Source organism: Sphingobacterium chuzhouense (genome assembly GCF_014692525.1).
In the GTDB taxonomy this organism is placed as follows: domain Bacteria; phylum Bacteroidota; class Bacteroidia; order Sphingobacteriales; family Sphingobacteriaceae; genus Sphingobacterium; species Sphingobacterium chuzhouense.
In genome coordinates, this window is the sequence record NZ_JACNYL010000002.1 from 477,672 (window position 1) to 492,138 (window position 14,467).

The 14,467-nt window shown below is 44.8% G+C and carries 9 protein-coding genes; 4 read left to right on the forward strand and 5 right to left on the reverse strand.

The annotated features are described in order from the left end of the window. Positions 1-3 precede the first annotated feature (3 nt). The 3 genes from H8B21_RS08380 to H8B21_RS20800 all read right to left on the reverse strand — a co-directional run bounded on the left by H8B21_RS08380 (position 4) and on the right by H8B21_RS20800 (position 7,447). Positions 4-3,324, reverse strand: coding sequence for a SusC/RagA family TonB-linked outer membrane protein (locus H8B21_RS08380; protein WP_190313335.1), 3,321 nt, complete (start codon positions 3,322-3,324; stop codon positions 4-6). A gap of 12 nt (positions 3,325-3,336) precedes the next feature. Further along, positions 3,337-5,940: a zinc-dependent metalloprotease gene (locus H8B21_RS08385; RefSeq protein ID WP_223814916.1), complete on the reverse strand. Its 2,604-nt coding sequence runs from the start codon at positions 5,938-5,940 to the stop codon at positions 3,337-3,339. A 142-nt stretch (positions 5,941-6,082) separates the two neighbouring features. Next, the gene (locus H8B21_RS20800) at positions 6,083-7,447 is read right to left on the reverse strand and encodes a sensor histidine kinase (protein WP_190313336.1); all 1,365 of its coding nucleotides are present in this window, start codon (positions 7,445-7,447) and stop codon (positions 6,083-6,085) included. A 96-nt stretch (positions 7,448-7,543) separates the two neighbouring features. Here H8B21_RS20800 and H8B21_RS08395 point away from each other — a divergent pair, with 96 nt between their 5' ends. Both H8B21_RS08395 and H8B21_RS08400 read left to right on the forward strand, forming a co-directional pair. Further along, a complete protein-coding gene (locus tag H8B21_RS08395) occupies positions 7,544-7,954 on the forward strand; it encodes an Rrf2 family transcriptional regulator (protein ID WP_190313337.1) in 411 nt (136 codons plus the stop codon). Positions 7,955-8,011: 57 nt separating this feature from the next. Beyond that, entirely contained in the window at positions 8,012-8,857 is an 846-nt protein-coding gene (locus H8B21_RS08400; protein ID WP_190313338.1) for an SDR family oxidoreductase, read from the forward strand. A 101-nt stretch (positions 8,858-8,958) separates the two neighbouring features. Here the strand turns inward: H8B21_RS08400 and H8B21_RS08405 are convergent, their stop codons facing one another. Further along, the gene (locus H8B21_RS08405; protein WP_130140386.1) at positions 8,959-9,432 is read right to left on the reverse strand and encodes a hypothetical protein; all 474 of its coding nucleotides are present in this window, start codon (positions 9,430-9,432) and stop codon (positions 8,959-8,961) included. 153 nt (positions 9,433-9,585) lie between these two features. Here H8B21_RS08405 and H8B21_RS08410 point away from each other — a divergent pair, with 153 nt between their 5' ends. Further along, entirely contained in the window at positions 9,586-11,544 is a 1,959-nt protein-coding gene (locus tag H8B21_RS08410; protein WP_190313339.1) for a tetratricopeptide repeat-containing sensor histidine kinase, read from the forward strand. Continuing rightward, complete coding sequence (locus tag H8B21_RS08415) at positions 11,537-12,169, forward strand: response regulator (RefSeq protein ID WP_190313340.1); 633 nt, start codon at positions 11,537-11,539, stop codon at positions 12,167-12,169. The genes H8B21_RS08410 and H8B21_RS08415 overlap by 8 nt, the downstream gene beginning before the upstream one ends. A 173-nt stretch (positions 12,170-12,342) precedes the next feature. On the opposite strand, the gene H8B21_RS08420 is transcribed toward H8B21_RS08415, so the two are convergent. Continuing rightward, positions 12,343-14,460 (reverse strand): cation:proton antiporter, encoded by a 2,118-nt coding sequence (locus H8B21_RS08420; RefSeq protein ID WP_190313341.1) that lies wholly within the window; start codon positions 14,458-14,460, stop codon positions 12,343-12,345. Positions 14,461-14,467 lie beyond the last annotated feature (7 nt).

The window sequence follows — 14,467 nt, forward strand, 5'->3', positions numbered from 1 at the left end:
GCCTTAAAACTGAGCAGATAAACCAAACGTAAACGATTTGGTTATCGGCTGCGCATAGAAGTTTCCAAATGTTTCGGGATCGAAATAACCGTCATACGAATCACCGAAAACGAATAAGTTTCTGCCTTCCACATTAAATCGAACGCTACCCGCACCTATACGTTTAGCGATTTTTGCTGGCATGCTATACCCCAGGCGTATACTGTTGATGCGCACGTAGCTCATATTTTTTGCCCAGATATCGTAATATCCGAAGGATCTAGCAGGATCATTATCCATCATCCAGCTATATGCAATCCAACGGGCATTATCATCTATATTCGTGCTACCCAAACCAGGTAGACCGTTTCCATTTACGGCATCCATTACCCTATTGGATTGATTCATACCCCGATCCAGACTTGCCGGATTATACGGTGGCGTATCACGCATCCACCGGTCCAGATTGAATACGGCTGATACTGCTAAGTCAAACTGATCGAAACGGAATCTATTGGTCATACCCCCTACAAACTTCGGATCCCCATTCCCCAAATAGCGAAATTTGCTTCGGTAACTCGTCGCTGTAAGATCTGTAGACACCATATAGCCGGGTAGAAAATCAGCCCACGGATCAGAGAGACCATAAAACTCCTCGAACGCTACCGTTTCGCCAGCCGCTCCCCGAAACTGCATCAAACCATCGGCATCTATCCCCGCAGTCGGCAATACGAATACGGAATTGATCGGGAAGCCCTCCTGATGTTCAGGAACGTACGCCTTCGGATCCGCCAATACTTTTGTCAGCTTATTGCTATTGTGTGCAATATTAAAATCTGTTCCCCATTCAAAGCGATCACGCACGATATTCCTACTGGAAATCATCAGCTCAATACCTTCGTTTTTCACCGCTGCCCAATTCCGCTGGATATTGGCAAAGCCATTTTCTAGCGCAAGCTGGCTAACACCAATCACATCCGTACTATGCCGATTGTAGTAGTCTACCGTCACATTCAAACGATCCGACCACAAGCCCATGTCCAGCCCTGCATTCCAAGATTGTGTTCTTTCCCATCTCAGTTTGTCGTTTGCCGGTATATCGATCACGATCGTTCCTTCGTTTGAACCCGGTAATATCGTCGTGTTGTTGTATTTCCCTACGAAAAAAGGATAGGTATTCCGGTCGATGTTTCCCTGTATACCGTAAGATGCACGCAAACGCAAATTCGATATCGTCGGTATGGCTTCCATGAACGACTCTTCGGTTACAATCCACGATCCAGCGAGCGACCAAATTGGTAGAAACCGGTATTTTGGATCGACACCAAACATGTTCGACCCGTCGTAACGAATACTCCCGAATAGATTATATTTCCGGTCCAATGTGTAGGTGGCATTCGCAAAAAACGAAGCATACGAAGTCTCGTTAATTCCCTTCGCATATTGGCGAAAAATTTCACTGTTCTCATATCCTGTATTCGGAAAAATTAGAGGTTTAGTTGTTAATGTTACCGGATTAAAGCCAAAGCCTTTGGTGGATATCATTGTATTTTTACTCCGTCGAAGTTCCGTACCGCCCATAAGATCTAATTCATGGCGTTCACCGAAGGTCGTGTTGTAATTTAAAAAAGACTTCCAATTATATTGAAAAGCACTGGTAGACGTGTTTTCGATCAGACCACCATCGGGTAAAAAGAATTTATCTCCGCCATACCGGGTAGAACGATAGCGTTTACGTCTAAAGTAACTTTCTTCATCCATAAACCGTTCCGTACCTATTTCCTCGAACTGCAAACCCAACTCGGAGCGAATATTCAAATTATGGAGAATATCATACTGCAAAAAAGAAATCGCTTTTAAGCTTTTGTTCGCTAAACTATACCGCGTATTATCGCGTTCCTCCATCGCGTTGAAGGGTATATATGTATCACCCTCGTAACCTTCAATATCCGGATCGTACACATACGAGCCATCCTCATTTCGAATAGCGAGGTATGGATTTACGGTACGCGCATAATAACTTGGATTGGTGAATGCATCCTGATCCTGTACCGGATTGTGCCTGTCACTAACCGCCCCCATCAGATTTACGCCGGCCTTCATTCGGCTATTTATACGGAAATCGTTGTTTAACGTCAACGTATAGCGTTTCAGCCCCACGTTGTATGTGCTTCCTTTTTCGTCAAAATAGCCTGCAGAAAGGTAATATTGATGAACCTCACCACCACCAGCTAATGAGGCGGCGTATTGCTGATTGACAGCCGTTCTAAACAAGTCGTTTGCCCAAGAACCCTGTTGATTGCGTAGCGCATCAATAGCCGTTCGCGTATCTTGTGACAATGCACCTAAACCTCCCGTACGGTAGCTCTCCCATTCATTAGATGCCGTTAGTAAACGAGCTATGGCACCTTTGTTTGACCGGTAAGTCAGATCAGCGCGCTTCGCCATTTCCAGTTCAAAATCTACTTTTTGTGAGGCATTCATCAAATTTAACCGGTCGAAGTCGGGACGCTGCGTCACAAACGTATTCGCAGAAACGCTGACCTTTGCTGGCCCCGCTTGTCCACGTTTGGTGGTGATCACGATTACGCCATTCGCGGCACGTGCACCATAGATTGCTGTAGCCGCAGCATCTTTTAATACCGTGATATCTTTGATATCCTCCGGATTTAACCCCGCGATGGGCAGATTTCTTAGCGTGTTTATATCGTCCTTATCCAGGCGATTCGGTAGCTCAGTGCCTTCTACAGGCAGGCCATCAACCACCCACAATGGATCCTGCGTACCATTCATCGAAACCGTACCCCGGATACGGATCTGCGATACGCCGTTTGGTCCACCGCTTAAATTGGAAAACTGCATACCCGGTATCTGTCCTTCCAGCATCTGTTCGATACTCGCCACGCCCGACTGCTTGATTTTTTCAGCATCGATTTTCGTGTAAGCTGTGGTATTCTTCCGCTTCTTGATATCACTGTAACCCGTCACGATCACCTCTTCCAAGGCTTTATCGTCTGGTTGAAGCAGAAACGTTTTCCGTCCCTGATAAGTTCCCACACGCAAACTTTCATACCCCATAAAAGAAATGGTCACGACTTTTACATCATTTGGTAACTCCAGCACAAATTCGCCCTTACTGTCGGTTATGGCCCCCAATACCGACTGTTGGACCTGTCCTGCGACCCCTGTCTGCTCTGATACCGTCGAGCGGTCCACCGTAACGGCGGCACCCGCAATTGCCTGGTTGGTTACCGCATCCAGCACGCGCCCTTCCAACCTTGTTATATCCTGTGCCCGGCTTATATGCACACAGCATATCATCAAAATAATTACTATTCTATACATTAGAAATATTTGTTAGTTATTCATATTTAAAGTGACACCAATACGTAGCAGAAGGTCTTCATAGTGTGCCTTCGTCGCTGCATCGCCTGTGTTGCTGGCCTTCTTCAGCAACTCGTAAATCCGAAGTAGTTCCCCTCTTTTCAAGGTCAGCATATCCGATGTTCTGGCCATACCTGTTACATGTACATTCCGCAGCCTCGTCTCGGTCTGGCCGTGCTCGTGCCACGGGCAGAGCGATGGATTTACGGCTGTTAACAAGGCATTCACCTCTTGTATTTTCTTCTCGTTAATTTTTTCCATGGTTTTATTGCTCGATACCATCAGCACATCGATATAATTCTGCTGCAACATACGCGTATCCAAATCCAGATTTTTTTTCTGTATGGTGCCCTCAAAAATCACTTTGCGTAACGCATCGAAGAGCTCCATCGCTGTCCATGTCATTTCCGAACCGAAGAGTTTTTCCATTTCGATCATACGTAACAACCGTTCATCCCTTACCAGGCTGTATAGCAAGCTATATTGAAACTCGCGCTGGAGATTATAAGGTGCGTATTCAAATACTCCTGCCGGGCTATCACGCAGCGGGAAAGTCTTGGTCATCAGTTCGGGTACGAACAACCAAGAAGGTATCCGAAGAACCTGCTCTTCCAAGTACGCAAAAGCTTCTTCCTGTGTCGCGCGAGATACCGGGCTATAGGCGCTTTTTCCATCACCCAATACCGGGTTTTCCAGATAAATACCACCTATATTATTGACCACATGATCCGCATAGGTATACCACTGTCCTATTCCACCCATATACAATTTACCCGCTTTATAGTAGTTCTCTCCCTTTGCCGTCGTCCATTCAATAATCTGTGGCATCATACGCTTCAGGTTTCGCAGGCCATATCGACCTGCCAGCATCGCATTGTCGCCCAGATCTTCAGATTGCGCCCTTGGATCTACCACATTTTTGCTATCCTGCTGCTCACCGTACCAATAATTCGGGTCATGCTGATGCTTCTCTATCGCCTGCCGCAGTGTAGGTAGTTCTTCCCACGGTGTATCCACATCGTACCAGCGATAGGCCCACTCGATAGCATACTTATCATATAGCCCGATCACCGGCGTAATCACCTGTACCCCATCCTCCGGTTGTGCCACATAATTAAAACGAGCGTAGTCCATAATCGATGTCGCTGTCCCCCCCATCTTTTCGGTAAACGATGGCGAGCGCAAAGAATCGACGGGAAAAGCATGGGAAGAGCCCATATTATGCATCAATCCAAGCGTATGCCCTATTTCATGCGAAGAAACGAAACGGATGGCGTGTGCCATTTTTTCGTCCGAGAATGTATTTCCGCGGGCTGCCGTATCGATTATACCCGTCTGTATACGCATCCAGCTATTGAGCACCGTCATCACGTTGTGCCACCAGATGACATCCGCTTCTAAAATCTCTCCCGAACGGGCATCCACGACAGACGGTCCCATCGCATTCGCTTGCGAAGACGCAGCATACACGATCGAAGATACATTGGCGTCGTCGGGATCAAAGGATACCGTATCCAGCAGTTGCTTCGCTACGATCGCATTTTTAAACCCAGCAGCCTCAAAAGCTACCTGCCAATCGTACACGCCAGCAATTATCTGTGTACGCCACTGTTTTGGCGTAGCGGGATCAATATAGAAAACGATAGGTTTTTGTGGTTCGACTAGCTCCCCACGAAGATACCGATCGCGATCCTCCTCTTTAGGTTCCAAACGCCACCGCGTCACCAACTCACGTTTTTCCAATTCCTGCTGTTTATCCGAGAAGTACCAGCGTGGAGTCGTAAAGAAACCCACCCTGGGATCGGAAAACCGTGGACGCATTGGCTGCTCCGGCAATCCATAGATATTGCTTGTGACCGAAATCGAAATCGGAATCGACGCGTTTCCTTCCGTCACCTTGGTCGAATAGATGGATTTGATAACGATATTATTATCGAACGATTTCATCTGTTCTATCGACGAGATGGCTTTATTCGGCGAAGTACCGAGTCCCAAATTAGCAAATACATCCAGAAAACTCTTTTCAGAACCATCAAATACCTTATTGACCTTGATAAAAGCCGTTGTGGAGTCCGCGTCGTAGCATACTACCTTAAATGATTCGATAAACGAAGCCCTATAATTATCTGCTACAGAATAGGCTATGGCATCCTGATGCTTCACATCGATTTTTGGGTCGTATTCCCCTACCCAAATTTCTTTTCCATTTTTCCTGGGCATGAACCGGATCACTTTATTCTCGAAATTCATCCCCTTATTCACCCCAGCCTCGTTGATAGCCAATGGTACAGACGACACTTTATGAATCAACAGAAAGTCTTTATCGAATGCCGTTTTGGGAATCCCAAAATAATAGTCTTCATCCTTTATAAGAACCGTAAACATACCGCTATCGATACGTGCCCCATCCTTAAGCTTTTGGTAAGAAGTGGTAGATACCGCCGTATCTATCCTACTCGCCTTATCGTCCTGCTTTTTATACCCGCTAAAATTTGGCAAAATGGCACAAGACTGTACAAGCGCCATCAAACACAACGCCAGTCCCACGCCGTTGTAAATCTTCTTTTTGTATCTCATGTGCATTGTATACTGATACGGTTAATAGATAATCAGGGCCTAAAAGTGCTGACAAATAATCACAAACGCAATCTTTAAGACGTGAACACGAGAAGTAAGGGCGTGAACACGCATATTTAACCGACGAGCATGTCCTTCATTCTTATAAAAACGGGAGATAGACTGTAAAATATCCCGCATCTACACGATAATTAAATCCCTTCCGACCTTCTGCTTGATATACCGAATGGATATAACGCAATCCATATCCCCCACTTTCCATATCCACATTACTTTTGGGACTATAGTTGTTGTGGACTACCAGCTGTTCCCCGTCTACGACGATTTGGATGGATAGCGGCGTTAACGGGGTGAACTCATTGTGCTTGATGGCATTTTCCACGACGATCTGTAAGCTCCAACGCGGAAGTAAACGCTTAAGATGCGTATGATCAACCTGCATATCGGTAGGCGCAAATGCATTCTTGAAACGGATTTCCTGAAGAAAAAGATAAGCTTTGGCCAGCGATAGCTCTTCTTCCAATGACGCATATACATCCGGATCTTGCCGAAGCATTGTGCGATACATCTTTGCCATTTTGCCAACAAACAATTGGGCACGATCTTGATCTTTCTTGACCAATTGCTGCAGTGAACCGAGTACGTTAAACAGAAAGTGGGGATTCATTTGCTCCCTGAGCCGTTCGAAGCGCGCCAGCGCTTGTTCCTTTTGCATATTGGCGTGCTCTAAGGCCAAACGGTGTTCTTTTTTACGCTGAAAATACAAGCTTATTGAAAACGCCCCTACGGTGAATATTAATGTTGTTCCTAGTAGCAGACTGATAAAGAGCACATCCCGGATGGCGCGATCCTGTTCAAATATAGGCACCGAAACGACCATATAGTCTTCCGATCCAAAGTAATTTAGCGGATAAACAAATTCCCGAACAGGCAAATCCAGGTATGCAGAATGTCGAACTGTACCATTCAACTTTTCATACCAGCTCCCTCCATCGGGATTCATAGTTCCCAGTTGAGCTGAATCCGGGCTCATCAGACAAAACCCTTCGGCCGTATACACGGTTATGTATCCCCGTGCATACCGATAGGTATCTCCCAAGTATAGATGAAGTTGACCGAGATCCAGATAAACAGGTAATGTTTCACCTCGCCACTTCACCTTTCTGAAAGGAATCACACCATGTTGTTGCTCAGCGGCTGTAAAATGAAATAGCCCATGAAACAACGTATCGTTATCGCTATGTGTTTCTGTCGGAAGACCGTCTTGTCCTGCCTGTGCATGCAAAAGTATATCCAAACGCTGATCCAGCAGGTTCAGTTCCTTTTTTAGCAGAATAGATTGATCCAAGGCTTTTATCTCTTCATTTTGACGATTTACCTGATCCATCCGGTCAAATATGATCCGAACCGCCACAACAGCCAAAATCAGCAAAAATATAAAGATAAAACCAAAAACATATACGGGCTTGATTTTCCACGACGACAAGCCACCAACTTGAGATAACACGATGCAAAATAACGGAATTTTACATCATTTGTCTGTCAAATATCAAAATGTAATAATAATTATTACAATTAGAACTTTATTACTAACTTTGCTTCCATGAACAACACAAGGTTTGCGACGGTTCTCCATATTTTAACGCTCCTGGCCAAAGCGCCGGGCGAATGGCTGAGTTCCGACTGGATTGCAGGTAGCATTCAGATAAACCCTGTGATTGTCCGTAAAGAATTAGGCGTGCTGCAGGACCAGGGCTGGGTTATCAGTAAGAAAGGTAAAGAAGGTGGATCCATGCTGGGTGTGCCGAGTAGGGAAATAAGCTTGGCCGATATTTATAAAGCTGTAAAAAGCACGAGTGTACTGGGGAAAAAAAATCAGAATCCTAATCCAAAATGCCCTGTAGGGAGACATGTCAATGCTGAATTAGAGCAGCTTTTTGCAGAAACAGATGCACTTCTATGTGCTACACTTTCGCACAAAACGCTCGAAAACTTTGTACAACAATTCGAATAATTTTTTTTCAATATAAATGTAACATTTTTTATTACAATAAGTTTAATATAGTACAATATGAAGATAGGAATTACCGGAGCTACCGGACAACTAGGTCGTTTGGTAGTAGAGCAATTAAAACAGCGCGTAGTCGCTGAGAACCTTGTTGCCTTAGTACGCTCGCCCGAGAAAGCAGCAGATCTAGGCATTGCGGCTACCGTGTTCGACTACGACAAGCCGGAGACATTGTCCGATGGGTTAAGTAGTATCGAGCATCTGTTGCTCATTTCTGGAAACGAAGTAGGCCAACGCAAAATACAGCACCAACGTGTTATCGAAGCTGCGCGTCAAGCTGGCGTCAAATGGATTGTATATACGAGCTTGCTCCATGCAGAAACGTCTACATTGAGTTTAGCAGCAGAACATGTCGAAACCGAAGCATTGCTTCGCGCTTCAGGCATCCCCTACACCATCTTAAGAAACGGTTGGTATACCGAAAATTATACAGGTTCGATTCCCGGCGCACTAAAAGCAGGTGCTTTTGTCGGCAGCACAGGCGATGGTAAGATTTCTTCCGCTGCACGCGCAGATTATGCAGAAGCAGCGGCAGTCGTCCTGAGCAGTGAAGGCCATATCGGCAAAGTATATGAATTAGCCGGGGACGAAGCTTACACCCTACGGGATCTTGCTGCCGAAATTTCCAAACAAACCGGCAAAAACATCCCATACAATAACCTACCCGAAGCGGAGTACGCAGGTGTGCTCACGTCTTTAGGTTTACCCGAAGCCATTGCAGGCGCTATTGCCAGCTGGGATATTGGCGCTTCTAGAGGCGATCTATTCGATGACAGGAAAGTATTATCCAATCTAATCGGACGCCCTACCACACCGTTAGCCGAAACCGTTAAGGCAGCGTTGGTTTAAGAGAAAACAACAAGAGAAGGTCGTCCCAAAAAATACCGGACGACCTTTTTATTTTAACAATCCGGCCGAGATGCGTCTGTTCGAAATCGTTGATAAATTCTTTAAAACGAATATTGCTTCGTGAAATCAGCACCATCTCCCGATAGGGTAAGGCTCTCATTGACTACAACTTCGTTTGCTTTTTCAATTTTAAAGCTTAACGGCATGTTTGCTCCATAGTTGATAATCTGAACCCCACCTGCAAATGCGCGGATCGGTTGTGTCGTTTCAATGACATATGTCTTGGTCGAACCGACAAAATCATTTTTATCCAGTCCGATAGCCGACTCGCCCGTTTTCGCTACACCGTTTACTTTCCATACGTCCGTTTTTCCGGCCAACGTACCTCCCGAAACAGCTACAGACACAAAATCCTCATCAGGATTCACGTCGTTAAGCGTCACCGTTATTTTGTAGTTACTACCATTGTCACCATCGTCTACCTTGTCGTCATCACTACATGATGTAGCTAGTGTTCCTAAAGCCAATAAGGACATAGCTCCCCATTTTGCAATCCTTGCGTTCACCTTTTTCATGTTCATAAAATTTATTGGACAAATGTCCATAGATTTTCCTGGCATGGCAATCATCATAAACCATGATTTTTTTCTCCTCGTATACCATGATTTTTTCCGCAGATGGACGATTCAGTCTTTTTTATTTTGATATTTGCGATTCAAATGCAAAGCATGACAAAGAATATATTCTTATTGATTGTTTTTTTACTTTTGGCCTTCTCGCCAAAGGCGCAACAATGGATACCGCTTGACGAAGAGAAATACTTGCAACAGATCACGCAGCAGATCCATAACGGCAAGACCGATACCGTGCGCTTGCGCCATTATCTGCTACTTTCAGAATACTGGGCACAGAGCGATAGCTTGAAAAGTCGCGAAGCCCTACAACAGGTCATTCAATCCCCTGCAAAGCACAACCTACCCGAAGGCATGCTGGCCTATTATCAAGGTCTCTATCATGCCTACGCTGGCCAAAAGGCCAAAGCAAAAGAATTTTACAGACATGCCATCGAAGCGTTGGAGAACGATCCACAGCACGCCGATCTGCTCATCAGGGCATGGTATGACTACGCCTATCTCCAGATCGACGAAAAAGGTTACGATGTACTGGTAAAAACGCTGACTGACCAGTGTATCCCCGCGAGCAAAAAAAACCACAATAGTACACTCCTAGCCTATTGCTATACGCAGTTGGGCATCACGTTCATGTCCGTAGGCCAATTCGACAAGGCCGAAGAATATCATCAAAAAGCCTTGGTGGAGCTTGAAAAGATACCCGTGCAAACCGTGCACCTGCTCACCTACTTCAATTTGATCAGCAATTACTGCTACAAACCGGATAGCCAATCTGCAAAAATCTATCTGGACAAAGCCCTAGCTATCATACAACAGTATCCAGACTCGCGGCAGTATCCGAATTATTACTATCAGGAAGCCATGTACTATACCACGAAGCAGGAATATGAACAAGCTTTGCTTAGCCTGGAGAGCGGCGTGAAGATGGCGAAGGAAAAAAAGCAAGTCCGGTTACTACATCTATTGTATTTCCGGAAATATAACGTGTATCTGATGCAGCAGGATTATCAGAAAGCCAAGTCACAGCTCGAACATATATTACAGGAAAAGGTACTGAGTAGCGAAACCGTTAACAGGAGAATTACCTATACGCAACTGGCCAACGTGAATGAGCTTTTGGGCGATTACAAACAGGCGTATCATTGGATGAAGATGTCCAGCAATCTCGGCGACAGCATCCAACAGGAGAAGCTGCTCGAAAAAATGAACGAATACGAGATCGCCTATCAAACAACAGAAAAACAACAAAAAATCGATCGGTTGGAGCAAGAAAAGAAGGAAGACGAGCTGCTAGCCAAAAACAAAAACTTACGGATTACCATCCTTGCCATTGCGCTTGGGCTGAGCCTGGTTATCGCATTTCTGATTTTCATAAACTACCGCAAGCAGCAGAAATTAAACCGACAGATCAGCCTTAGCCATCAGCAGGACTTGCTACATCTTGAAAACCAACGGAAATACGAGGCTACACGGGCCATTCTGCAAGGCGAAGAGCAAGAACGGCAACGAATCGCGCAGGATCTGCACGACAGCATGGGTGGCATGTTGGCCAACATCCGCATGTCCATTTCGTCGGGGGATTCCCAAAACCCGACGGATATCCTGCGGAAAATAGATAAATCCATTGCGGAGATGCGGCGAGTTTCCAGAAACCTGATGCCCGAAACACTCAAAAATCTCGGATTGGAAACCGCACTGCGGGAGCTTTGCGAATCCATGGGACAAAAAAATTTCTCCATACAGTTCGAATCCTTCAACCTATCGGAAGACATTCCGTTCCAAACACAGCTGATGCTTTACCGCATCACACAGGAAGCGATTAGTAATGTCACCAGATACGCACAAGCAGCGAACGTGATCGTACAGATCAGTCAAAACGAAAACCTACTGAGCCTTACCATAGAAGACGATGGTATAGGTTTTGATCCGTCAACCATTACGTATGGACTGGGGTTGAGAAATATCGAAAACCGGGGCCGACTGATCGGCGGCACAGTCGATATTGTCTCCGCCAGAGGACAAGGTACCACTATTAATGTTGAATGCCATGTATAACAATACACCCATCAATATAGCCCTAGTCGACGACCATCCGATGATCCTGGAGGGGTTGAAGTCGTTGCTACAGCAGCACGGCCGATTCCAAATATTTTCCTTTACCAAAGGCGTTGCCATTCTGGACTTTATCCAGGAAAACACGATAGATGTGATCCTACTAGATATTGTATTAAGTGATGCAAACGGTCTGGATCTATGTAAAAGCATCAAGCAAAAATCTCCCAGTTCCATTGTCATCGGGATAAGTAACCAAGCAGAACGCAGTATTATTTTCCGTTTCTTGGAAAACGGCGGAAACGGCTATATCCTGAAGAACGCAGATGCGCAGGAGATTATTCAATGCATCGACAAAGCGCTGCTGGGCGAACTCGCCCTAAGCAAAGAGGTGCAGGAAATCATTTCCAGCCCTTCGACTAGTACGTTTGAACTGCCTAGATTAACGAAGCGGGAGCAACAGATCCTACAGGCCATTGCACATGGACAGACCTCGGCCAAGATTGCCGAAAGCCTTTTCATCTCGGTCATTACTGTCGAGACGCACCGTAGAAACCTGATGCAAAAATTCAAAGCCAAAAACATGATTGAACTCGTGAAGATTGCCACCGAAAACAAGTTGCTATAGTGTTGGCGAATCCGTGTTATGCATTAAACATTTCGGGCTGTTTAATTGTACGATTACCATAAATTACAATCGCACGAAAATGGTTATGTAAATGGACAGGGTAAGTACCAACAGCGTAATTTCTAAATTGCCGTTCAATCTCTTTCCATTTCGGAAAGATCGCACCGCGTTTTCTATCCAAAAACTTTCCCAATAACTCTACCGATCGCGGCGAAATCATCAAGATTATTTACGGCTCTCCTTTCGATCGGATTTTCTCGTGCTTCCGAATACGGATAAATCAAGATATAATTATTGTGAAGCAAATTGTTATTTAGGAACTCCGGTATCGCATGCATTGGAGAAGTGTAAGAGAATCGATTTCTATCAGCCATGAGCACAATTAATCCTTGATCTGTCTCCAATCCAAGCAATACATTCTCCGCTTCGTTCCAAGACTCCATTACTTGCAACTCCGCTTCGATTGCTGATTTCTTTAAAATACGTTCAAGAACGCCCAACATCCGCCTGTTAGCATGAAACGTCATCGTAGCACCCGAATTACGCGCAATGTTCCAGATTTTTAACAGCGCGTGAAAAAAGCCTGGTTCCTCCTCGGCGTCACGCGGAATAATAACAACATAGTTTTTTACCGTCGATATTGGCTGAATAGCACGGTATATCAATAAATTCACATGCTCGTTCGTCAGGTAACCATTATAGAGATTATAAATAAACGACGCAGAAAATCCCTTTTCACGTTCCAAACCAATGATTAAATCAGTGATATTTTTCTCTTTAATTACATTATTAACACCAGATACGACCTGTTCATCATGCCGGGTTATCGGTGTAATAACGACATCGGCTGCTGCTCCCATTTTTACCGCCGCATCTAATATACGTTCCGCATTTTTGACAGACGACTCCTTTTTATCCTCATTGATAATATTTAGCGCAAATATTCCCTCTTTATTCGATTCTGTTTTAATAAGCAGTCCGAGATTGACCATTTTTTCTGTCATCTGCTCATTGTTGATCGGCAGTAGAATCCGTTCTCTTTCGACACCTTTACCAGTCACCGTATTGTCCTTATCCACATCCGCTATTTTCTGCCCGCTCGACATCGACACGAATGACGATATTGTACACGACACTAAAATGAGCAAGATACTTCCATTTAATACATGGTCATTCAATAATCTGATTGGTTCTCCGTCGGCAGTTTCGCCGATGATAATCGTGTAACCGACCATTACAGAAGCCAATGTTGCCGCAGCAGACGCTGCACTCATACCAAAGATTAAGCGTCCTTCGTTGGCAGTAAGTTTAAAAGTCCGTTGTGTCAAATATGCTGCCACATACTTTCCGCCTATTGATGCCACGAGCATAATTCCCGCCACCCCAAGCGTTTCCCAATCGCTTATAAAAGCCTTAAAATCAATCAGCATACCCACGCTGATCAGAAAGAAAGGAATAAATATGGCATTACCTACAAATTCTACCCGATTCATCAATGAAGAAGTATGAGGAATGAGTCTGTTGAGCGCCAAACCCGCAAAGAATGCTCCTATAATAGCCTCTATTCCCGCAATCTCGGCGAGAAGCGCCCCCAGATATATCATCACAACCACGAAGATATATTGTGAAATCTTGTCTTCCACCCGTTTGAAAAACCATCGGGCAATGATCGGGAACAACATTAACACGATCGCCGAAAACAAAGCCATAGAAACACCAAGTCTTACCCAAAAGGCCGTACCTACCTCTCCCTGAGACATCCCAACAATGACGGCGAGCACGAGAAGCGAAAGTACATCCGTTATCATCGTACCACCTACCGTAATATTTACCGATAAGTTTTTCGCAATCCCCATACCGCTAATCAGCGGATACGCGATAAGGGTATGCGACGAAAACAAACTAGCGAATAAAATGGATGTCGGAATAGAGAATTGCAACACATAGTAGCCTCCCATAAAACCCAGAATAAAGGGAAATATAAAAGTATATAATGCAAATGTCAGACTCTTCCATTTATTCCGTTTGAAATCGCCCATATCGATTTCTAATCCTGCCAGGAACATAATATAAAGCAGACCCGTGGTACCTATTACGATAACACTGCTATCTCGTTCCAGCACATGAAAACCGTTCGGTCCGATCAAGGCTCCAGCGATAATTAATCCCAATATGTGTGGAACTTTAATTTTGTTCAGTAAAAGGGGAATAAACAGGATAATAACCAGTTCAATCAGAAATTTGATTAGTGGATCTGTAATCGGAAGCGTGATTGGGTGTATAGCAAGCATTGTGTAT

Coding starts and splice junctions, on each gene's coding strand:
- H8B21_RS08380 (WP_190313335.1), bottom strand. CDS start 3,324: ATGTATAGAATAGTAATTATTTTGATGATATGCTGTGTGCATATAAGC.
- H8B21_RS08385 (WP_223814916.1), bottom strand. CDS start 5,940: ATGAGATACAAAAAGAAGATTTACAACGGCGTGGGACTGGCGTTGTGT.
- H8B21_RS08395 (WP_190313337.1), top strand. CDS start 7,544: ATGAACAACACAAGGTTTGCGACGGTTCTCCATATTTTAACGCTCCTG.
- H8B21_RS08400 (WP_190313338.1), top strand. CDS start 8,012: ATGAAGATAGGAATTACCGGAGCTACCGGACAACTAGGTCGTTTGGTA.
- H8B21_RS08405 (WP_130140386.1), bottom strand. CDS start 9,432: ATGAAAAAGGTGAACGCAAGGATTGCAAAATGGGGAGCTATGTCCTTA.
- H8B21_RS08410 (WP_190313339.1), top strand. CDS start 9,586: ATGACAAAGAATATATTCTTATTGATTGTTTTTTTACTTTTGGCCTTC.
- H8B21_RS08415 (WP_190313340.1), top strand. CDS start 11,537: ATGTATAACAATACACCCATCAATATAGCCCTAGTCGACGACCATCCG.
- H8B21_RS08420 (WP_190313341.1), bottom strand. CDS start 14,460: ATGCTTGCTATACACCCAATCACGCTTCCGATTACAGATCCACTAATC.